This window comes from Pseudomonas sp. GW821-FHT07B01 (genome assembly GCF_059419065.1).
In genome coordinates, this window is sequence record NZ_JBWKRA010000001.1 from 262032 (window position 1) to 278193 (window position 16162).

The window sequence follows — 16162 nt, forward strand, 5'->3', positions numbered from 1 at the left end:
AGATCAAGGGTAACCAAGCCTAAGGCCGGAGGACAGCTCAGTCTTCGACCTGCCCCAGTTCGCGCTGGGCGCGACGGTCGCCGGCGCGAGCAGCCGAACGCAACAAATCGTGGCCGATGCGCCGGTCACGGGCATTTCCGCACTCGCGGCACATCAGTTGGCCAAGACGGCTCTGAGCGGCCACCACGCCTTCGCGGGCGGGCTGCTTGAGCAAGCGTCCGGCGAGATGCTTGATATTGTTGCTCTGCCCCAGGCGCGGGCTGTCGAGCAGCCACAAAGCAACCTTCAAGGAAAAACGCTTGGGCGCGGTAACAGTTTGGGGCGTGTCGGTAACAGAAGGTGATACTGAGCGAAACTTCATAAAGCACTGTGGGGCAGAACGGAAGGCGCGCCACTCTACTCTTTTTTTCGTACAGGTAAAGCTGAAAAAACCGTGCACGCCCGTCCTAGAGCAAGCGCTCGGGACAATCCACAGAAGCTGTGGATAACTCAGTGGACAACCCCCCTTGAACAGGCGCAAAGCCCCATGGAACGGGGGCCGCGGTCAAACTGACGATTTTTTCACCAATAAAAAAAAGCGAGATTTTTCATTGACTTAAATTTTGATTACAGGCAAATGGGCGCACTTGCACACCTGTGGCAGCAGGGTTACACCCTTGACCACAAATGTGCACAAGTCCCGATCGGCTGGTTATATCGTCGGCGTTTTTTGATTCAACACCGGTTAAACATGTTACTAAGCGCGCAAACCCGAGGGCTTTTCAAATCTGCCTCGGCTCGCCACACTGCGCCACCGCCAATGCAAACCAGTAGGGCCGATGAAAGGAATTCTGTTATTCGCCGGGCTGCTACTGGCCATCTGCGCGATCTCCCTGGGAATCAATACCGCGCTCCCCTCTCCGGACGGCGCACTGTTCGCCATTGCTATCTTGCTGTCAGCAGCCTTTACCGCCGTGGTCCTGTGCATCGAACTCAGTGACGGAAAGATCAATGACATGCGCGAAGTGATCCACATGATCGAGACCGGCCAGTCCTTGCGATTGACGCTCGCCGCCTATGGGCTGGGCTGCGCCCTGGCCGCGTCCGTGACCGTACTGGTCTATCGCGAGTTGCTCGGCGGCTGATCGAAGTTTTTTTGCAATCGGCCTTCCCTTCCCTGTTTCAATCCGTTACTATCCGCGGCGTTAGTACCAAGCTGAAAGTCAATTCTGGTCGAATACATCCCCTGAACCACATGGGATCGGCCACCTCGATGGTTTCCAGGTATTCCTTGCGACGACACTGCCTTTGAACAAGCAAAGGGTGGCGCGAAGTTCCAATACTCTGACCGAACCAACCTGCAAATTGATCAGGATCTCCACCCTGGGCCCAGAACCTTTGCCCTTGTTGTGTTGCCTGCCCTCCTAAGTACCTACCTGCCAGCCCAAGCGCGCCAAATTTAATTGCGCTTCAAACTGGCTGCTTTGTTCCAGTCGGGTTCTTCGTTTGATCAATGGTGATCAGCGTTACTGGAACGTTTTAACGTTGCACGGTTCTTATCCGTGTCATTTGTAGGAACACCAATAATATGAACGCTCAAATCCACACTCAGGATGCCATTCGCGCCCTCACCAACGCTTTTGCCCCAATGAACTGCCTGATCATGGCTGCTCGCAAAGGCTGCTTCAGCTTTACCCTGGTCAACGAACACGGCATCGCTCGTCACAGCGAACGCCTGTACCCCGATCAATACTCCAGCGCAGAACCGCTGCAGGCCGTGATCGATCGTACCCGTCAGGCACTGACCGCCTGATCGACCCGCGTCGCTGAAACCTCAAAAACCCTGTTTGAACAACAGGGTTTTTTATTGCCTGGAATTTGGCCTTGAGTCCGTGGCGCTAAGTACAAATCGATATAAACGTTATAACCGATTGCAGAAGATGTTTTAAAAACAGTCCTTTACATCAGGAATATGACACTACACTTCAAGTCAAGCGGCATCATCCGCTTACGACGGGCCTGAGATCCGATTCATTGCTGCCAAGCTCCCCTTCTCAGGCTCGTCCACTCTTTGCAAGGACTGAGGCTCGTATGGGTATTGCCGCCAGTGAATTGTGTCGTTATGTGATCCGGCCGACGCTGATGTACCTCGGCCGTCACAGCTCGACAGCCGAATCCCTGCTGCTGGGCATTGCCGCCAGCCAGTCAGAACTGGGCTCGGCGCTGCATGACCGCCGCGGCCATGGCCTCTACAGCATCACCGAACCACGCCACCGCGCCCTCTGGGATGACTACCTGGCCCTGGACCCGGAGCGCGCCAGCCTGGTGCGCGGGCTGGCCAGCCAACATGCGTTCCTCAGCGCGCCTCAGTTGGAGTTGACCGTGAACCTGCGCTACGCCACGGCCATCGCCTGGTTGCTGGTGGAACAACAACGCCCCGCCCTTCCCGCACCCGGCGATGTGCTGGCCATGGCGCGTATCTGGAAAGAAATATTCCATCCACAAGGCCGCCTGCGAGATTTCACCCAAGCGTGGCAAACCTGTGTAAGCCCCATGAAACAGGCAGCTTGCTGACCGGGCAAATTGCAAGATTCGGCAAAAAACGGCAATTTTGGTCGGATTGTCCTACAAAACTGCTCTATCTCCTGCATTACAGCCTATAGCGCGATGTGAAATTTATTGATACTTTCCGCAGCGGTGATCACACGGAGTTCTAATAATGAAAAAAGTAATGCTCAAGACCACACTTAGCCTCGCCGTTGCCATGGCATCCTCCCAATTGTTCGCCAGCGGCTTTGCCCTCAACGAACAGAGCGTCAGCGGGATGGGTACCGGTTTCGCAGGTCGCTCTTCTTCTGCCGATGATGCGAGCACTGTGTTCGGTAACCCTGCCGGTATGGCACGCCTGGAAGGCCAACAGATCACCGGTGGCGTTGCAGCCATTGATGCCTCCACCGATATCAGCAATGTCAGCGGCCGCTCCGCTGGCAGCAACAAAGGCGATATGGTGCCTTTCACTGCCGTGCCTTTCGGTTTCTACACCAATAAGCTCAACGACCAGTGGGCTGTCGGCTTCGGCGTCTATGCGCCGTTCGGCCTGGTAACCGACTACGAAAGCGGCTTCCAGGGCCGTGGCTTTGGCAGCAAGAGCGAAGTGAAAGTCATCACCTTGCAACCGACCGTCAGCTACGCCTTCAACGACCGCGTTTCCGTGGGTTTTGGCCCGACCATCAACCGCATCGCCGGCACCCTGGAATCGGACCTGACGCTGAACCCTCGCGCGCCAGACACCAATATCAAGATCAAGGGTGACGACACCGCGCTGGGCTTCAACATCGGCGTACTGGTCCAAGCCACCGATACCACCCGTGTCGGCCTGACCTACCACTCCAAGGTCAGCTACAAGCTGGACGGCCACACCGAAGTCACCGCACCGACCGCGACCTCGCCGTTCCTGCGCAGCAACCGCTATGACGCCTCGCTGAAAATCGACACACCTGAGTCCTACGACCTGTCCGTCACTCAAGACCTGACCGACGCGTGGAAACTCTATGCCGGTGCAACCTGGACACGCTGGAGCCGCCTCAAAGACATCACCGTCAAGAACGAAGGCGTCAGCGGCGCTACTGGCGGCGCGCTTGCCCCAGGCCTGGTCAGCACAATCAAGGAAGACCAGAACTGGCACGACACCTGGGCCTACGCCGTGGGTACTTCGTACCAGCTCACCAAGCAAGTGGTACTGCGTACCGGCCTGACATTCGACCAGTCGCCTACCAACAACACGGATCGCTCACCGCGCATCCCGACCGGCGACCGTACTATCTTCAGCCTGGGCCTGGGTTACCAGGTCATGGATAACATGACCATCGACCTGGCCTACTCCTACCTGAAGGAAGAGGACGTCAAGATCTCGCGCTCCAACCAATTGGCCAGCTACAACGCCAAGTATGAAAACAGCGCCAACGGTTTCGGCTTGGGCATGACCTACAAGTTCTAACCGCAGTCGTATAAAAAAGCCCCGCTCTCCTGTGAAGGAGGCGGGGCTTTTGTTTGGCTGGCGGTCAGGGTTTGGAAGCCAATGCCTGTTCCACCGCCTTGATCAGCTCCGGACTGTCCGGCTTGGTCAGGCTGGAAAAACTGGCAACCAGATTGCCCTGGCGATCCACCACATACTTGTAGAAATTCCACTTGGGCGCGGCGTCGGCCTGCTGCGCAAGCACCTTGAACAGATGCACCGCATCCGAACCTTTGACCTTCTGCGGCTCGGTCATGGTGAAGGTCACGCCATAGTTCACGTAGCAGACCTTGGCGGTTTCTTCCCCGGTCTTGGCTTCCTGTTTGAAGTCATCGGACGGCACGCCGATCACTTCCAGACCTTCGCCCTTGTAGCGCTGATACAACGCTTCCAGGCCCTTGAATTGCGGGGCAAAGCCGCAGAAGCTCGCCGTGTTGACGATCACCAAGGGTTTGCCAGCGAATTGCTGGCACAGATCGATGGATTCCTTGGCCCGCAGCTTGGGCAACTGGCCCTCCAGCAACGGTGGGCAACTGGTGGCCATCGCCACGCTACCAATAGCCATCAGGACGGGTACAGCGAGCCAGCGCATCTGCATGTCAAAAGTCCTTGAGTCAGTTCAGACCCACAACTTAGCAGATCGCCATGCCCAGTTGCATCAACGCCAGGCCGCCCCGTTGCCAACCCCACCAGGCCAGCAGCAATAACACCAGCCCCACAGCCAACAGCATAAGACGCGCTGTCATGCTCATGCCGCCTCCATCTGCGCCTGAATGCGCGCCACCGGCCGCTCACGCACCGGCCAATTCAGCGCGGCGGCGAGCAGGCTGAGTAAAATTGCCACCTGCCAGATCAAATCGTAGCTGCCGGTTCGATCATAGACCACCCCGCCCAGCCATCCGCCGAGGAACGAGCCAAGCTGGTGGAACAGGAACACAATCCCGCCGAGCATCGAGAGGTTGCGCACCCCAAACAGGGTCGCGACGGTGCCATTGGTCAGCGGCACCGTGGACAACCACAAAAAGCCCATCGCCATGCCAAACAGATACGCCGTGACTTCGGTGACCGGCGCCCACAGGAACCACACAATCACTACCGCCCGCAACAGATACAAGCCGGTGAGCAGACGCGGCTTGGACATGCGGCCACCGAGCCAACCCGCCGTGTAGGTGCCAAATACGTTGAACAGGCCAATCAAGGCCAGCACCGTGGTGCCCACCGTGGCCGGCAGGTGCTGGTCGACCAGGTACGCCGGCAAATGCACACCGATAAACACTACTTGGAAACCGCACACAAAAAAGCCGAAGGACAGCAGCCAGAAGCCGGAGTGGGAGCAGGCCTCTTTCAGCGCTTCACCCAGGGTTTGCTGGCCCACCGTGACCGCCAGCGGCCGGTCCTTGAGCATGGCGACCAGCGGCAGGATCAACGCCACCATCAAGCCCAACGCCAGCAACGCTGCGGACCAGCCCAGCCAACCAATCAAGCCGAGGGTGCCGGGCACCATGGCGAACTGGCCGAACGAGCCAGCGGCGCTGGCAATGCCCATGGCCATGCTGCGTTTTTCCGGCGCAACGGCGCGGCCAACCACGCCGAGAATCACCGAGAACGAGGTGCCGGACAGGCCAATGCCAATCAGCAAACCTGCGCTCAACGACAGTGACCACGCGGAGTCGGACATGCCCATCAGCACCAGGCCGACGGCGTACAACACCCCGCCGACAAACACCGCCTTGGTCGCGCCGAAACGGTCGGCCAAGGCCCCGGTAAATGGCTGCGCCAAGCCCCAGATCAGATTCTGCAAGGCGATGGCAAAGGCAAAGGTTTCACGCCCCCAACCGAATTCGCTGCTCATCGGCGCCAGGAACAGACCAAAGCCATGCCGTACGCCCAAGGACAACGCCAGGATCAGCGCACTCCCTAAAAGGACCCAACCACTGGTGCGCCACATCGAGGTCATTTCTTATTCTCCGTTCGCGGGTATATACCCGCTTGTAGTCGAACAAACCGCCGTTCAGGCGAGTTCATCCAGCAAGGCCAACAACATTTCGCGCTTTTCGGCGCCGAGCTTATCAATCAGTTTCTGTTGCGCTGCTTCCCACGCCGGCAACGCAGCGGCGAGCCGTTCATGGCCGGCGTCAGTCAACACCACCAGGCGGTTGCGCAAATCGTCACCCTCGACCAACTGCACCAGCCCCTCACCTTCCAGGACGCGCAGGTTGCGCCCCAGGGTGCTGCGATCCAGGCCCATGGCGTCCGCCAGGCTGGAAATGCTCGGCTGGTCGAGACGCTGCAGGTTGCACAACAGAGAATACTGGGCAACGTTGATCCCGAAGCCGTCGAGAGCGCCGTCGTAGTGCCTGCTGACGCCACGGGCAGCGCGTCGCAGGTTGGTGCATAAACATTGGGAGGCAAGCATAGAGCGTGTATATACCCGGAGTTAATCAATTGCAAGAAAGCGTTACAGCGCCAGCCCGACCAGTACCGCGACTTCAAGCAGCTCCAGCAGTGCGCCAGCAGTGTCGCCGGTGGTACCGCCCAGACGCTTGACCATCAACTGGCGCAGCCACACGAAACACAGTGCCGCCAGCAACACCGCGATGCCGCCGCTGAAACCACCGATCAGGATGCAGGCCAACCCGCTGAGGATCAGCACCTGTTGGCCGACAATTCGCGGCAGATGATCTGACAGTGCCTGGCCCAATCCGCCCGCCCGCACATAGCGCGTGGTGAGAAACAGCGCCAGCATCGAAGCGCGTCCGATCAAGGGCGCCAGGATCAACGCGGCGCCATTGCGTTGTTCGATCAACGCCACCAACGCGCTGAACTTGAGCAGCAGCACCAGCCCCAGGGTGACCACCGCAATCGGGCCGCTGCGCGGGTCTTTCATGATGCTGAGGGTGCGCTCGCGGTCGCCAAAACCACCCAGCCAGGCATCGGCGCTGTCGGCCAGGCCGTCCAGGTGCAGGCCACCGCTGAGCAACACCCAGGCTGTGAGCAGCAACGCGGCGTGCAACAGCAACGGGGCGCCCTGCAACACCTGATTGAGGCCCCACAACAGCACGCCGAACAGCAACCCAACCAGCGGATAAAACAACAACGAACGGCCCAGCTCTTGAGGTTGCGGCATGCCCGGCAAGCGAATGGGCAGGCTGCTGAGAAATTGCAGGGCGATCCAGAACGGCAGCATCGTCAGAGTCCTTCCTTCAACACGCCATCGGCTTCAACCTGCAGGCCGAACAAGGCACCGTGGCCAACTTCAACATTCAGCAGTTGCTCACGGGGCAACCCTCGCGCCTGAGCCAGCAGCAGGCGCATTACACCGCCATGGCTGATCAACAGCACGCGCTGGCCAGCATAGGCCTGATGCAGCCGCCTGACAGCGCCAAGCACGCGCGCGGAAAACTGGATGACCGGCTCGCCTTCCGGCGGCGTGAATTCATAGGGGTTGGCCCAGAACAAGCCCAGCCCTTGGGCATCGGTGTCCATCAACGCGGCCGCACTCTGCCCTTCCCACGCGCCGAAGTGCAGCTCTTGCAGATCGGCCTCCAGAGTCACCGGCACATCGAGCTGTGCCCCCAACTCCTGGGCGAACAGAGCGCAGCGTTGCAGCGGTGAGCTGATCAGCCGATCCCACGGCCCCTGCCCCACCACTGCGTCGCGCATCTGCCGCCAGCCGTTGGCGGTCAGCGCATCGTCCAGGCTGCCACGCAGGCCTCCGCCCAGTTCGGTTTCGCCGTGACGCAGCAGGTCCAGGCGCAAGGTCATGCGGGGCGGTCCGCCACGGCGGCTTCGGCGAAGGTCGCCATCTGCCCGTGCAGCGCACACGCCAGGCGCAACAAAGGCACCGCCAACGCCGCGCCGCTGCCTTCGCCCAGGCGCAGGCCCAGTTCCAGCAACGGTTGCGCATCGAGGCTGTGCAGCACATGGCGATGGCCCGGCTCGGCACCCCGATGGCCGAACACCAACCATTCGCGGCACGCCGGGTTCAAGCGCACCGCCACCAGCGCGGCCACGCTGCAGATGAACCCATCCACCAGCACCACGATGCCTTCCTGGGCGCAGGCCAGGTAGGCGCCAACCAAGGCAGCAATTTCAAAACCGCCGAGATTGAACAGGGTTTGCAACGCATCGCTGCGCTGACCGGCGTGCAACCCCAGGGCGCGCTCGATGACCGCGACCTTGTGGCTGACCCCTGCGGCATTCAAACCGGTGCCAGGGCCTGTGAGGTCAGTGACCTGGCAATCCAGCAATGCGCAGGCCAAGGCACTGGCGGCAGTGGTATTGCCGATGCCCATCTCACCGCCGATAAAGAGTTGCGCGCCGCTTTCCAGGGCACGGCGTGCGCTGTCTCGTCCAGCTTGCAAGGCCAACTGCCCTTGGGCTTGGGTCATCGCCGGGCCATGCACGAAATTAGCCGTGCCCGCACCGATATTCAGGTGACGAACGCCGGGCAAATCCAGGGACGGCGTGACCGTGCCGAGGTCAATCACCTCCAATTGCGCTTGCAGTTGCCGCGCCAACACGCTGATCGCCGCGCCACCGGTGACGAAGTTTTGCAGCATCTGCCCGGTGACCTCTTGGGGAAATGCCGACACGCCTTCAGCGACCACACCGTGATCGCCGGCAAAAATCGCGATCCACAGGTGATCTACCGTCGGTTTGACCTGGCCCTGCAAACCCGCCAGCCGCACCGCCAGGGCCTCCAACTGGCCGAGGGAACCGGCGGGCTTGGTCAACTGCTGCTGACGCGCCAGCGCCTGTTCGTGGGTCGTGGTATCCACCGCCTTGCAGGGGTTGAGCCACCAGGAATCGGTCATAACGCAGTACCTTTCAAAGTCAGGGGCAGGCCGGCAACCGTCAGCACAACGCGCTGACATTGCTCGGCCAAGGCTTGATGCAGCCAACCGGCTTCATCCACATAACGGCGAGTCAATTCGCCCAGCGGCACGACACCCAGACCGGTCTCGTTGCTGACAAAAATGATTTCCCCCGGCAGCGAAGCCAGGGTTTGCAACAGTTGATCACGCTCGCACGCAAGGCGCGCCGGGTCTTCGAGCATCAGAAGATTGGTGAGCCATAAGGTCAGGCAATCCACCAGCAGGCAGCGATCAGTGGCGGCGTTTTCCTGTAGCACACGCGCTAGGTCGATGGGCTCTTCAACCAGGCCCCAATGGTCGGGACGACGCTGGCGGTGCAAAGTGACACGCTCGTTCATCTCACCGTCGAGCGGCTGGCTGGTGGCGATATAAATGACGGCAAGCCCGCTCTCTGCGGCAAGCTTTTCGGCCAGGCGGCTCTTGCCCGAACGGGCGCCGCCGAGGATCAATTGATACATGCAAAGGCCCCTGGCAAACGATGTGGCGAGGGAGCTTGCTCCCGTGACGGCCTGACAGCCGACGCTGATCCAGCTGACGCACCGCGACCCAAATGTGGGAGCTGGCTTGCCTGCGAAGACGGCCTGACAGTCAACACAGTTGGACCGTGTACATATCCATTTCTGCGGTAACGGCCACTTAGGGTTCCGCTTTTACAGCGGCTCACTTTTGAAAAGCGCAAAAGTAAGCAAAACGCTCTTGCCCCACCACTCGGCACCTCGCCCAGGCTCGGTGTGCCCGTAATCCGCCAGTGATTTGGGGGGCCGCCTAAGATCAAGATCAAAAGCAGGTCAAGATCAAGGGCGGCTCGCTTCGCATCGTGGTTACCGTTGAGCACTACAGCGTCGTGTAGATACACATGGCTATCGCAGGCAAGCCAGCTCCCACAGTTGGATGGTGTGAACACCGTCAGATCCCACATAGCTTGCGCAACAAATCGGTGTCCAAGTGGTGCTCCACCAAGTCCGCCAACCGCTCGATATCGCGCTCGCGCAAGCCGTGATAATCCACCTCTTGCACATCCTGCAACCCGGCCCAACGCAGCAACGCGCTGCACGCAGCCGGGGTCTCGAATAGGCCGTGCAGGTAGGTGCCTAGAATTTGCCCATCAGGGCTCTGCGCGCCATCGCTGCGGCCATCGTCCAGCAGGACCGCAGCGCTTGCCAAGGCAGCGCCGCAAGTCACCCCCGCATGGATTTCATAACCGCTGACGTCGGCATCTTCCAATACCAGACGTCCACGCACATTGCGCAGTTGTTTCTCTTGTTCCAGGGTGGTGCTGAACGCCAGCAACCCAAGGCCGGCACTGGAGCCCGCGAGCCCTTCCAGACCCAGCGGGTCATGGACCTGCTCGCCGAGCATCTGCAAGCCGCCGCAGATCCCCAGTACCTTGCCGCCATAACGCAGATGCCGCGCCACGGCGGTGTCCCAGCCATTGGCACGCAGATAGGCCAGGTCACTGCGCACGCTTTTCGAGCCCGGCAGGATGATCAGGTCAGCGGCAGGTATCGCCTGGCCCGGCCCGACGAACTGCAAGTCCACCTGGGGGTGCAAGCGCAGCGGGTCGAAGTCGGTATGGTTGCTGATGCGCGGCAGCACCGGCACCACCACCTTGAGCACCTGGGCGGCCTTGTCGATCTGGCGCTGGTCGATGCCGTCTTCCGCCTCCAGGTGCAGGTCCATCACGTAGGGCAGCACGCCGACGACCGGTTTGCCGGTGCGCGCTTCGAGCCAGTCCAGCCCTGGTTGCAGCAACGCGATATCGCCGCGAAAACGGTTGATGATGAAGCCCTTGACCCGCGCCTGCTCACTGGGCGACAGCAGTTCCAGGGTGCCGACCAGATGGGCGAACACGCCGCCGCGATTGATGTCTGCGATCAACAGCACCGGGCAGTCCACCGCCTCGGCGAAGCCCATGTTGGCAATGTCATTGGCGCGCAGGTTGATCTCGGCCGGTGAGCCCGCGCCTTCGACCATCACCACCGGGTATGCCTGGCTCAAACGCGTGTGGGAGGCCAGCACCGCTTGCATCGCAATGGCTTTGTAGTCGTGATAGGCCACGGCATTCATGCTGGTGACCGCACGGCCATGGATGATCACTTGGGAGCCGGTGTCGCTGTTGGGCTTGAGCAATACCGGGTTCATGTCGGTATGGGGCGCCAGGTTGGCAGCCTGGGCCTGCACCGCCTGGGCGCGGCCGATCTCGCCGCCTTCGGCGGTCACCGCGCTGTTGAGCGCCATGTTCTGCGGCTTGAACGGCGCCACCGCGACGCCCTGGCGTACCAGCCAGCGACACAGCGCAGTCACCAGGGTGCTTTTACCGGCGTCGGAGGTGGTGCCCTGCACCATCAACGTGGTCATGTGGCGTCCTTGTAGGCGGCCAGGGCTTCATCAAGGCGCAGCCAGTCGGCGTCGGTGTCGGGCAGGCCCAAGCGCACGCTGCTGTTGTGCACGAACAGGCGCAGCAGGATGCCGCGTTGGGCCATGAATTCGTACAGCCGTTCAGCGTGGGGGGTAATCAACCACTGGAACAATGCGCAGCCGCCGTGCGGTTGAAGCCCACGGCGCTCAAGCAACTCGAACAGACGCTGGCCGGCTGCGATGCAACGACTGCGCTGGCGCGCATGCCCGTCGGTGTCGCGCAGGCACACTTGGCCCAACACCCGCGTCGGCCCACTGACGGCCCAGGGCCCGACCTGTTCGGCCAACAGCTTGAGCAACTTGCGCTCGGCCAGCACAAAGCCCAGGCGCACGCCGGCCAGGCCGAAGAACTTGCCGAATGAGCGCAGTACGATCAAGCCGACCTGATCGGCATGGCTGGCCAGGCTCAAGTCCGGGGTCACGTCAATGAACGCCTCGTCCACCACCAGCCAGCCACCGCGCTGGGCCAGCCGCGCATGCCAGTCCAGCAGGCGTTGCGGGCTCAGGCTCAAGCCGGTGGGGTTGTTGGGGTTGACCACGACCAACACGTCGAGGCTGTCGAGAAAGAAGTCGACTTCCTGCTCCTGCACTTCACGCACCACATAACCGGCACGGCGCCAGGCTTCGGCGTGCTCGGCGTAACAGGGCGAAAGCACGCCGACCTTACCGGACCGACGCAGGCGCGGCAGCAGTTGAATCGCTGCCTGGGAGCCCGGCACCGGCAGCAACGGGCCGGCGCCGTAATACTCGCTGGCAGCCTTCTCCAAGCCGTCATCGGTTTCCGGCAAGCGCGCCCAGGCACGCAAGGGAATCTCGGGGATCGGCCACGGCCAGGGCGCCAGGCCGCTGGACAGGTCAAGCCAATCCGCTTCGGCAATGCCGTACTCAATCGCGGCCTTACGCAGCCGACCACCATGTTCAAGCATAGATTTGCGCCCCCACGCACAGGACCAGCAACCACAGCCATACGCCGCGCTGCACCAGTTGCCAGCCGCGATCAATGGAATCGGCGTCGGCCGGCGGGCCTTCGCCCAATGGCGGGCGCTGATGCACCTCGCCGTGATAAATCGCCGCGCCGCCCAGTTCCACACCCAAGGCACCGGCCCCCGCCGCCATCACCGGGCCGGCGTTGGGGCTGTCCCAAGTCGGGCCCTGGGTGCGCCAGCATTTGAGCGCCAGGCGGGTTTTACCCAATAGCGCGTAGGTTAAAGCCACCAGGCGCGCAGGAATATAGTTGAGCACATCATCGATCCTGGCGGCTGCCCAACCGAAGCGCTCAAAGCGCTCATTGCGATAGCCCCACATGGCGTCCAGGGTGTTGCTCAGACGATAGAGCACCACGCCCGGCACACCGGCCACCACAAACCAGAACAACGCGGCGAATACCGCATCGCTGCCGTTCTCCAGCACCGATTCGGTGGCTGCGCGGGCCACTTCAGTACGGTCCAGTTCACTGGTCTGACGGCTGACCAGGTAACTCACACGTGTACGCGCCTCGTCCAGGTCATCACGGCGCAGAGCCTGGGCCACTGGCATCACGTGCTCGCCCAGGCTGCGCATGCCCAAGGCGCAGTACAGCGCCAGGATCTCCAGCAGCCAGCCGATATAAGGCGCCCACGACAACGCCGTGGCCAGCAGGGTCAGCGGCACCACCGCGATAAACCACGCAGTCACACCATGGCTGCGCCAGCCACGCCCGCCAGTATTGAAACGTTGTTCGATACGCCCGGCGAAATTGCCGAACGCCACCAGCGGATGCCAGCGCCTGGGCTCACCCAGCAGCGCATCCAGCGCGACCGCAGCGACACACAGCAAGGCCACACTCATTGACTCACTCCCCACTTGTTTTCATACAGCATGTCACTGAGCGGTCGCGGCTCGGCCCAGCCCTCGAGCTGCAACATCGGTGCCGGGTAAAACTCTGCCACCGGACCCAGGCACAACACTGCCAGGGGCTTTGCACCGGGTGGCAAACCCAGCAACTCGGCCAGGGCCTGGGGGTCGAACAGCGAAACCCAGCCCATGCCCAACCCTTCCACGCGCGCCGCCAGCCACAGGTTCTGGATGGCGCAGGAGAGCGAGGCCATGTCCATTTCCGGCAAGGTGCGGCGCCCGAAAATGTGGCGCTCACGATCGTCCATCAAGGCGGCGACCAGTACCTCGGCGCAGTCGTTGATGCCTTCAACCTTGAGCTTCATGAACGCATCGGAGCGCTCGCCCAATGCCTCGGCAGTGCGCACGCGCTCTTCCTCTACCAACTGTTGAATCTGGCTGCGCAACGAGCGGTCGCTGATGCGGATAAAACGCCACGGCTGCATCAGGCCGACGCTGGGCGCCTGGTGCGCGGCGTGGAGCAGGCGTTGCAGCAGTTCAGGCGCGACGCTGCCACCGCGGAAGTGGCGCATGTCGCGGCGTTCGGCGATGGCGCGATAGACGGCCTCTCGATCGGCTTGGGGGAAAGCGTTGTCAGTCATGGCCTCATCGGGGGCAAGCCCCCTCCCACATTTGGAATGCATTCCCCTGTGGGACCTGGCTTGCCTGCGATAGCTGTCTCAAGGTCTGGCGCGAACAACGCGGCCACCGCGCCAGGATTCGACGGAAAATAAAAGTGCACATAGGAGGCGGTCAAACGACCCTGTCGGTAAACCGCTTCGGCACCGCGCCCGCCGTTAGGGCTAAGTCCACGGGCAATCGGCGCCCATTCGGTACTGGTCAGAGAATGATGATAGGTATGCCCACGCAAGGTCCCCTCCGGCAGCTCGACACTTTGCAGCGCCAGGGCCGCGAGTTTCTTCTGCATCACCGCATCGCCTTGCAACAAGCCAACCAGTTCGGCGCGTGTACCGCCCACATCGGTCAAGGAGTCGAGCAGATAGAGCATGCCGCCACATTCAGCGAGCAGTGGCTTGCCAGCGGCGTGATGAGCACGAATTGCGCCCAGCATCGAGGTATTGGCCGACAATGCCTGGTGGTGCAGTTCCGGATACCCGCCGGGCAGATAGAGGCTGTCAGCTTGAGGCAATTGGCGATCATGGATCGGTGAGAAGAACTTCAGCTCCGCGCCCATTGCCCGCAACAGATCCAGGCTGGCGCCGTAGGTAAAGGCAAAGGCTTCGTCACGGGCCACGGCAATCCGCACACCGGCCAGCAAGGGTTCGGTTTCGATCACGTGCGGCGCGGCAAAGGTCACCGGCGGCGGCAGGGCCACTTCGCAACTGCTGCCCAACGCCTGGGCGGCGGCATCCAGGCGTATATCAAGGTCATTCAGTTCGCTGGCTTGCACCAGGCCCAGGTGGCGGCTGGGCAGTTCGATGCCGGTCTCACGGGATAACGCGCCGTACCAACGCAAGCCCTCAGTGAGGCTGCCTTCAAGCAATTGCGCATGACGCAGGGTGCCGACGCGGTTGGCCAGCACGCCGGCGAATGGCAGGTCGGGCTGATAGCGCGCCAGCCCCAGGGCCAGGGCGCCGAACGTCTGGGCCATAGCCGTGCCATCAATCACGCCCAGCACCGGTACACCGAAGTGCCGCGCCAGGTCAGCGCTGGAAGGCGTGCCGTCGAACAGGCCCATCACGCCTTCGATGAGGATCAGGTCAGCCTCCCCCGCCGCCTCCCAGAGCAGGCGGCGGCTTTCCTGCTCGCCCACCATCCACATGTCCAACTGGTACACCGGCGCGCCACTGGCACGCTCGTGGATCATCGGGTCGAGAAAGTCCGGCCCGCATTTGAACACGCGCACCTTGCGCCCCAGGTTGCGGTGCAAACGGGCCAACGCGGCGGTGACCGTGGTTTTGCCCTGGCCGGACGCCGGAGCGGCGATCAATACGGCCGGGCAATGACGGGGCTGATTCAAAGTTCGACGCCTTTCTGTGCCTTGATACCGGCCTGGAACGCGTGCTTGAGCATGCCCATTTCGGTGACGGTGTCGCCCATTTCGATCAGCTCAGGCTTGGCGCCACGGCCGGTGACCACCACATGCTGCATGGGCGGGCGGGCTTGCAGGTCGCTGAGTACCTGGTCCAGGTCAAGGTAACCGTGCTTGAGGGCGATGTTCAGTTCATCCAGCACCACCAAGCCGATGGAAGGGTCATTCAACATGGCCCGGGACACTGCCCAAGCCGCTTCGGCAGCGGCGATATCGCGCTGGCGATCCTGGGTTTCCCAGGTGAAACCTTCGCCCATCACGTGAAAGCGCACCTGCTCGGGGAAGCGGCGGAAAAACAATTCTTCGCCGGTGCTGTTACGCCCCTTGATGAACTGCACCACACCGCATTGCATGCCATGCCCCATGGCCCGGGCCAACATGCCGAACGCCGAACTGCTCTTGCCTTTGCCGTTGCCGGTCAGCACCAGCAGCAGGCCGCACTCGTTGGGGGAATTGGCGATGCGCTCGTCAATCACGGCTTTTTTGCGCAGCATGCGCGCCAGGTGGCGTTCGTCGCGGTCGGGGGAATCAGTCATGGCAGCTCTCCGTTGGGGCTGGACAAAAACGGCGGGCAGGAAAAAGAAAAAACAGACAGCCAAGCATCGCCCACCGTGATGCTGTTGGATGATCCAGGCCGGTCTCCGGGCTCATGAGTGGCGCTTTTGATAGCAAGCAGCCGAGGGTGCGCCTTCCCATATCGCACGCGATACAGTGGCAAACAGCACCGTCTTGACTCATTTACCGTTGCGGGGGCAGCGCCGGAATCGCGGCGGCACTGTGTACAAGTGCGCTCACTCACCGGCTTCCCTGTTTCACTCTGTCGACGCGCGCGCCACAGAGCACCTGGAACAAGCCGCGAAGGTTAGTGGGTTGGGGGTGGAGCGTCAATTAAAGCTGGCCTTGTACTTGAACCATCTGCCGTTCGTGCTTCTCTACCCCTACAGGTAT

At 61.5% G+C, this 16162-nt stretch carries 18 protein-coding genes and 1 riboswitch; of the genes, 4 read left to right on the forward strand and 14 right to left on the reverse strand.

The window, feature by feature from the left end; translation table 11 throughout:
- Positions 1 to 37 precede the first annotated feature (37 nt).
- Positions 38 to 361, reverse strand: a complete 324-nt coding sequence (locus AC07S6_RS01215) for an SEL1-like repeat protein (protein WP_014719377.1) — start codon at positions 359 to 361, stop codon at positions 38 to 40.
- Positions 362 to 818: 457 nt separating this feature from the next.
- On the opposite strand from AC07S6_RS01215, the gene AC07S6_RS01220 reads away from it, so the two are divergent.
- From AC07S6_RS01220 to AC07S6_RS01235, 4 genes are all read left to right on the forward strand, one after another.
- A complete protein-coding gene (locus AC07S6_RS01220; RefSeq protein ID WP_490614235.1) occupies positions 819 to 1124 on the forward strand; it encodes a hypothetical protein in 306 nt (101 codons plus the stop codon).
- Between the two features lie 443 nt (positions 1125 to 1567).
- A complete protein-coding gene (locus AC07S6_RS01225; RefSeq protein ID WP_034128340.1) occupies positions 1568 to 1792 on the forward strand; it encodes a hypothetical protein in 225 nt (74 codons plus the stop codon).
- 278 nt (positions 1793 to 2070) lie between these two features.
- Positions 2071 to 2553 carry a hypothetical protein gene (locus AC07S6_RS01230; RefSeq protein WP_054899027.1) on the forward strand — a complete coding sequence of 161 codons (483 nt, stop codon included), beginning with the start codon at positions 2071 to 2073 and terminating at the stop codon, positions 2551 to 2553.
- A 145-nt stretch (positions 2554 to 2698) separates the two neighbouring features.
- The gene (locus AC07S6_RS01235; protein WP_003193026.1) at positions 2699 to 3976 is read left to right on the forward strand and encodes an OmpP1/FadL family transporter; all 1278 of its coding nucleotides are present in this window, start codon (positions 2699 to 2701) and stop codon (positions 3974 to 3976) included.
- 64 nt (positions 3977 to 4040) lie between these two features.
- Here the strand turns inward: AC07S6_RS01235 and AC07S6_RS01240 are convergent, their stop codons facing one another.
- From AC07S6_RS01240 to cobO, 13 genes are all read right to left on the reverse strand, one after another.
- Entirely contained in the window at positions 4041 to 4592 is a 552-nt protein-coding gene (locus AC07S6_RS01240; protein WP_495111524.1) for a glutathione peroxidase, read from the reverse strand.
- Between the two features lie 150 nt (positions 4593 to 4742).
- The gene (locus AC07S6_RS01245) at positions 4743 to 5951 is read right to left on the reverse strand and encodes an MFS transporter (protein WP_495111525.1); all 1209 of its coding nucleotides are present in this window, start codon (positions 5949 to 5951) and stop codon (positions 4743 to 4745) included.
- Positions 5952 to 6005: 54 nt separating this feature from the next.
- Positions 6006 to 6410 carry a MarR family winged helix-turn-helix transcriptional regulator gene (locus tag AC07S6_RS01250; RefSeq protein ID WP_003193031.1) on the reverse strand — a complete coding sequence of 135 codons (405 nt, stop codon included), beginning with the start codon at positions 6408 to 6410 and terminating at the stop codon, positions 6006 to 6008.
- 42 nt (positions 6411 to 6452) lie between these two features.
- A complete protein-coding gene (locus tag AC07S6_RS01255) occupies positions 6453 to 7181 on the reverse strand; it encodes an adenosylcobinamide-GDP ribazoletransferase (protein WP_495111526.1) in 729 nt (242 codons plus the stop codon).
- 2 nt (positions 7182 to 7183) lie between these two features.
- Positions 7184 to 7759, reverse strand: coding sequence for an alpha-ribazole phosphatase family protein (gene cobC, locus AC07S6_RS01260; RefSeq protein ID WP_495111527.1), 576 nt, complete (start codon positions 7757 to 7759; stop codon positions 7184 to 7186).
- On the reverse strand, positions 7756 to 8811 hold the full coding sequence (gene cobT, locus AC07S6_RS01265) for a nicotinate-nucleotide--dimethylbenzimidazole phosphoribosyltransferase (protein ID WP_032903129.1): 1056 nt from the start codon (positions 8809 to 8811) through the stop codon (positions 7756 to 7758). The genes cobC and cobT overlap by 4 nt, the downstream gene beginning before the upstream one ends.
- Positions 8808 to 9329, reverse strand: a complete 522-nt coding sequence (cobU, locus tag AC07S6_RS01270; RefSeq protein ID WP_034128332.1) for a bifunctional adenosylcobinamide kinase/adenosylcobinamide-phosphate guanylyltransferase — start codon at positions 9327 to 9329, stop codon at positions 8808 to 8810. The genes cobT and cobU overlap by 4 nt, the downstream gene beginning before the upstream one ends.
- 448 nt (positions 9330 to 9777) lie before the next feature.
- Positions 9778 to 11229, reverse strand: a complete 1452-nt coding sequence (locus AC07S6_RS01275; protein ID WP_495111528.1) for a cobyric acid synthase CobQ — start codon at positions 11227 to 11229, stop codon at positions 9778 to 9780.
- Positions 11226 to 12215 carry a threonine-phosphate decarboxylase CobD gene (gene cobD / locus AC07S6_RS01280; protein ID WP_032903127.1) on the reverse strand — a complete coding sequence of 330 codons (990 nt, stop codon included), beginning with the start codon at positions 12213 to 12215 and terminating at the stop codon, positions 11226 to 11228. The genes AC07S6_RS01275 and cobD overlap by 4 nt, the downstream gene beginning before the upstream one ends.
- The gene (gene cbiB / locus AC07S6_RS01285; RefSeq protein ID WP_054899034.1) at positions 12208 to 13116 is read right to left on the reverse strand and encodes an adenosylcobinamide-phosphate synthase CbiB; all 909 of its coding nucleotides are present in this window, start codon (positions 13114 to 13116) and stop codon (positions 12208 to 12210) included. The genes cobD and cbiB overlap by 8 nt, the downstream gene beginning before the upstream one ends.
- A complete protein-coding gene (gene bluB, locus AC07S6_RS01290; protein WP_054899035.1) occupies positions 13113 to 13763 on the reverse strand; it encodes a 5,6-dimethylbenzimidazole synthase in 651 nt (216 codons plus the stop codon). The genes cbiB and bluB overlap by 4 nt, the downstream gene beginning before the upstream one ends.
- Positions 13760 to 15142, reverse strand: a complete 1383-nt coding sequence (locus tag AC07S6_RS01295) for a cobyrinic acid a,c-diamide synthase CobB (RefSeq protein ID WP_495111529.1) — start codon at positions 15140 to 15142, stop codon at positions 13760 to 13762. Before AC07S6_RS01295 ends, bluB begins: the two co-directional genes overlap by 4 nt.
- On the reverse strand, positions 15139 to 15750 hold the full coding sequence (gene cobO / locus AC07S6_RS01300) for a cob(I)yrinic acid a,c-diamide adenosyltransferase (protein WP_005790169.1): 612 nt from the start codon (positions 15748 to 15750) through the stop codon (positions 15139 to 15141). Before cobO ends, AC07S6_RS01295 begins: the two co-directional genes overlap by 4 nt.
- Before the next feature lie 79 nt (positions 15751 to 15829).
- Positions 15830 to 16076: riboswitch (cobalamin riboswitch) on the reverse strand.
- Positions 16077 to 16162: the final 86 nt, after the last annotated feature.

Bases quoted from the DNA above. Each gene is read 5' to 3' on its own strand.
- AC07S6_RS01215 (WP_014719377.1), bottom strand. From the start codon at position 361: ATGAAGTTTCGCTCAGTATCACCTTCTGTTACCGACACGCCCCAAACT.
- AC07S6_RS01220 (WP_490614235.1), top strand. From the start codon at position 819: ATGAAAGGAATTCTGTTATTCGCCGGGCTGCTACTGGCCATCTGCGCG.
- AC07S6_RS01225 (WP_034128340.1), top strand. From the start codon at position 1,568: ATGAACGCTCAAATCCACACTCAGGATGCCATTCGCGCCCTCACCAAC.
- AC07S6_RS01230 (WP_054899027.1), top strand. From the start codon at position 2,071: ATGGGTATTGCCGCCAGTGAATTGTGTCGTTATGTGATCCGGCCGACG.
- AC07S6_RS01235 (WP_003193026.1), top strand. From the start codon at position 2,699: ATGAAAAAAGTAATGCTCAAGACCACACTTAGCCTCGCCGTTGCCATG.
- AC07S6_RS01240 (WP_495111524.1), bottom strand. From the start codon at position 4,592: ATGCAGATGCGCTGGCTCGCTGTACCCGTCCTGATGGCTATTGGTAGC.
- AC07S6_RS01245 (WP_495111525.1), bottom strand. From the start codon at position 5,951: ATGACCTCGATGTGGCGCACCAGTGGTTGGGTCCTTTTAGGGAGTGCG.
- AC07S6_RS01250 (WP_003193031.1), bottom strand. From the start codon at position 6,410: ATGCTTGCCTCCCAATGTTTATGCACCAACCTGCGACGCGCTGCCCGT.
- AC07S6_RS01255 (WP_495111526.1), bottom strand. From the start codon at position 7,181: ATGCTGCCGTTCTGGATCGCCCTGCAATTTCTCAGCAGCCTGCCCATT.
- cobC (WP_495111527.1), bottom strand. From the start codon at position 7,759: ATGACCTTGCGCCTGGACCTGCTGCGTCACGGCGAAACCGAACTGGGC.
- cobT (WP_032903129.1), bottom strand. From the start codon at position 8,811: ATGACCGATTCCTGGTGGCTCAACCCCTGCAAGGCGGTGGATACCACG.
- cobU (WP_034128332.1), bottom strand. From the start codon at position 9,329: ATGTATCAATTGATCCTCGGCGGCGCCCGTTCGGGCAAGAGCCGCCTG.
- AC07S6_RS01275 (WP_495111528.1), bottom strand. From the start codon at position 11,229: ATGACCACGTTGATGGTGCAGGGCACCACCTCCGACGCCGGTAAAAGC.
- cobD (WP_032903127.1), bottom strand. From the start codon at position 12,215: ATGCTTGAACATGGTGGTCGGCTGCGTAAGGCCGCGATTGAGTACGGC.
- cbiB (WP_054899034.1), bottom strand. From the start codon at position 13,116: ATGAGTGTGGCCTTGCTGTGTGTCGCTGCGGTCGCGCTGGATGCGCTG.
- bluB (WP_054899035.1), bottom strand. From the start codon at position 13,763: ATGACTGACAACGCTTTCCCCCAAGCCGATCGAGAGGCCGTCTATCGC.
- cobO (WP_005790169.1), bottom strand. From the start codon at position 15,750: ATGACTGATTCCCCCGACCGCGACGAACGCCACCTGGCGCGCATGCTG.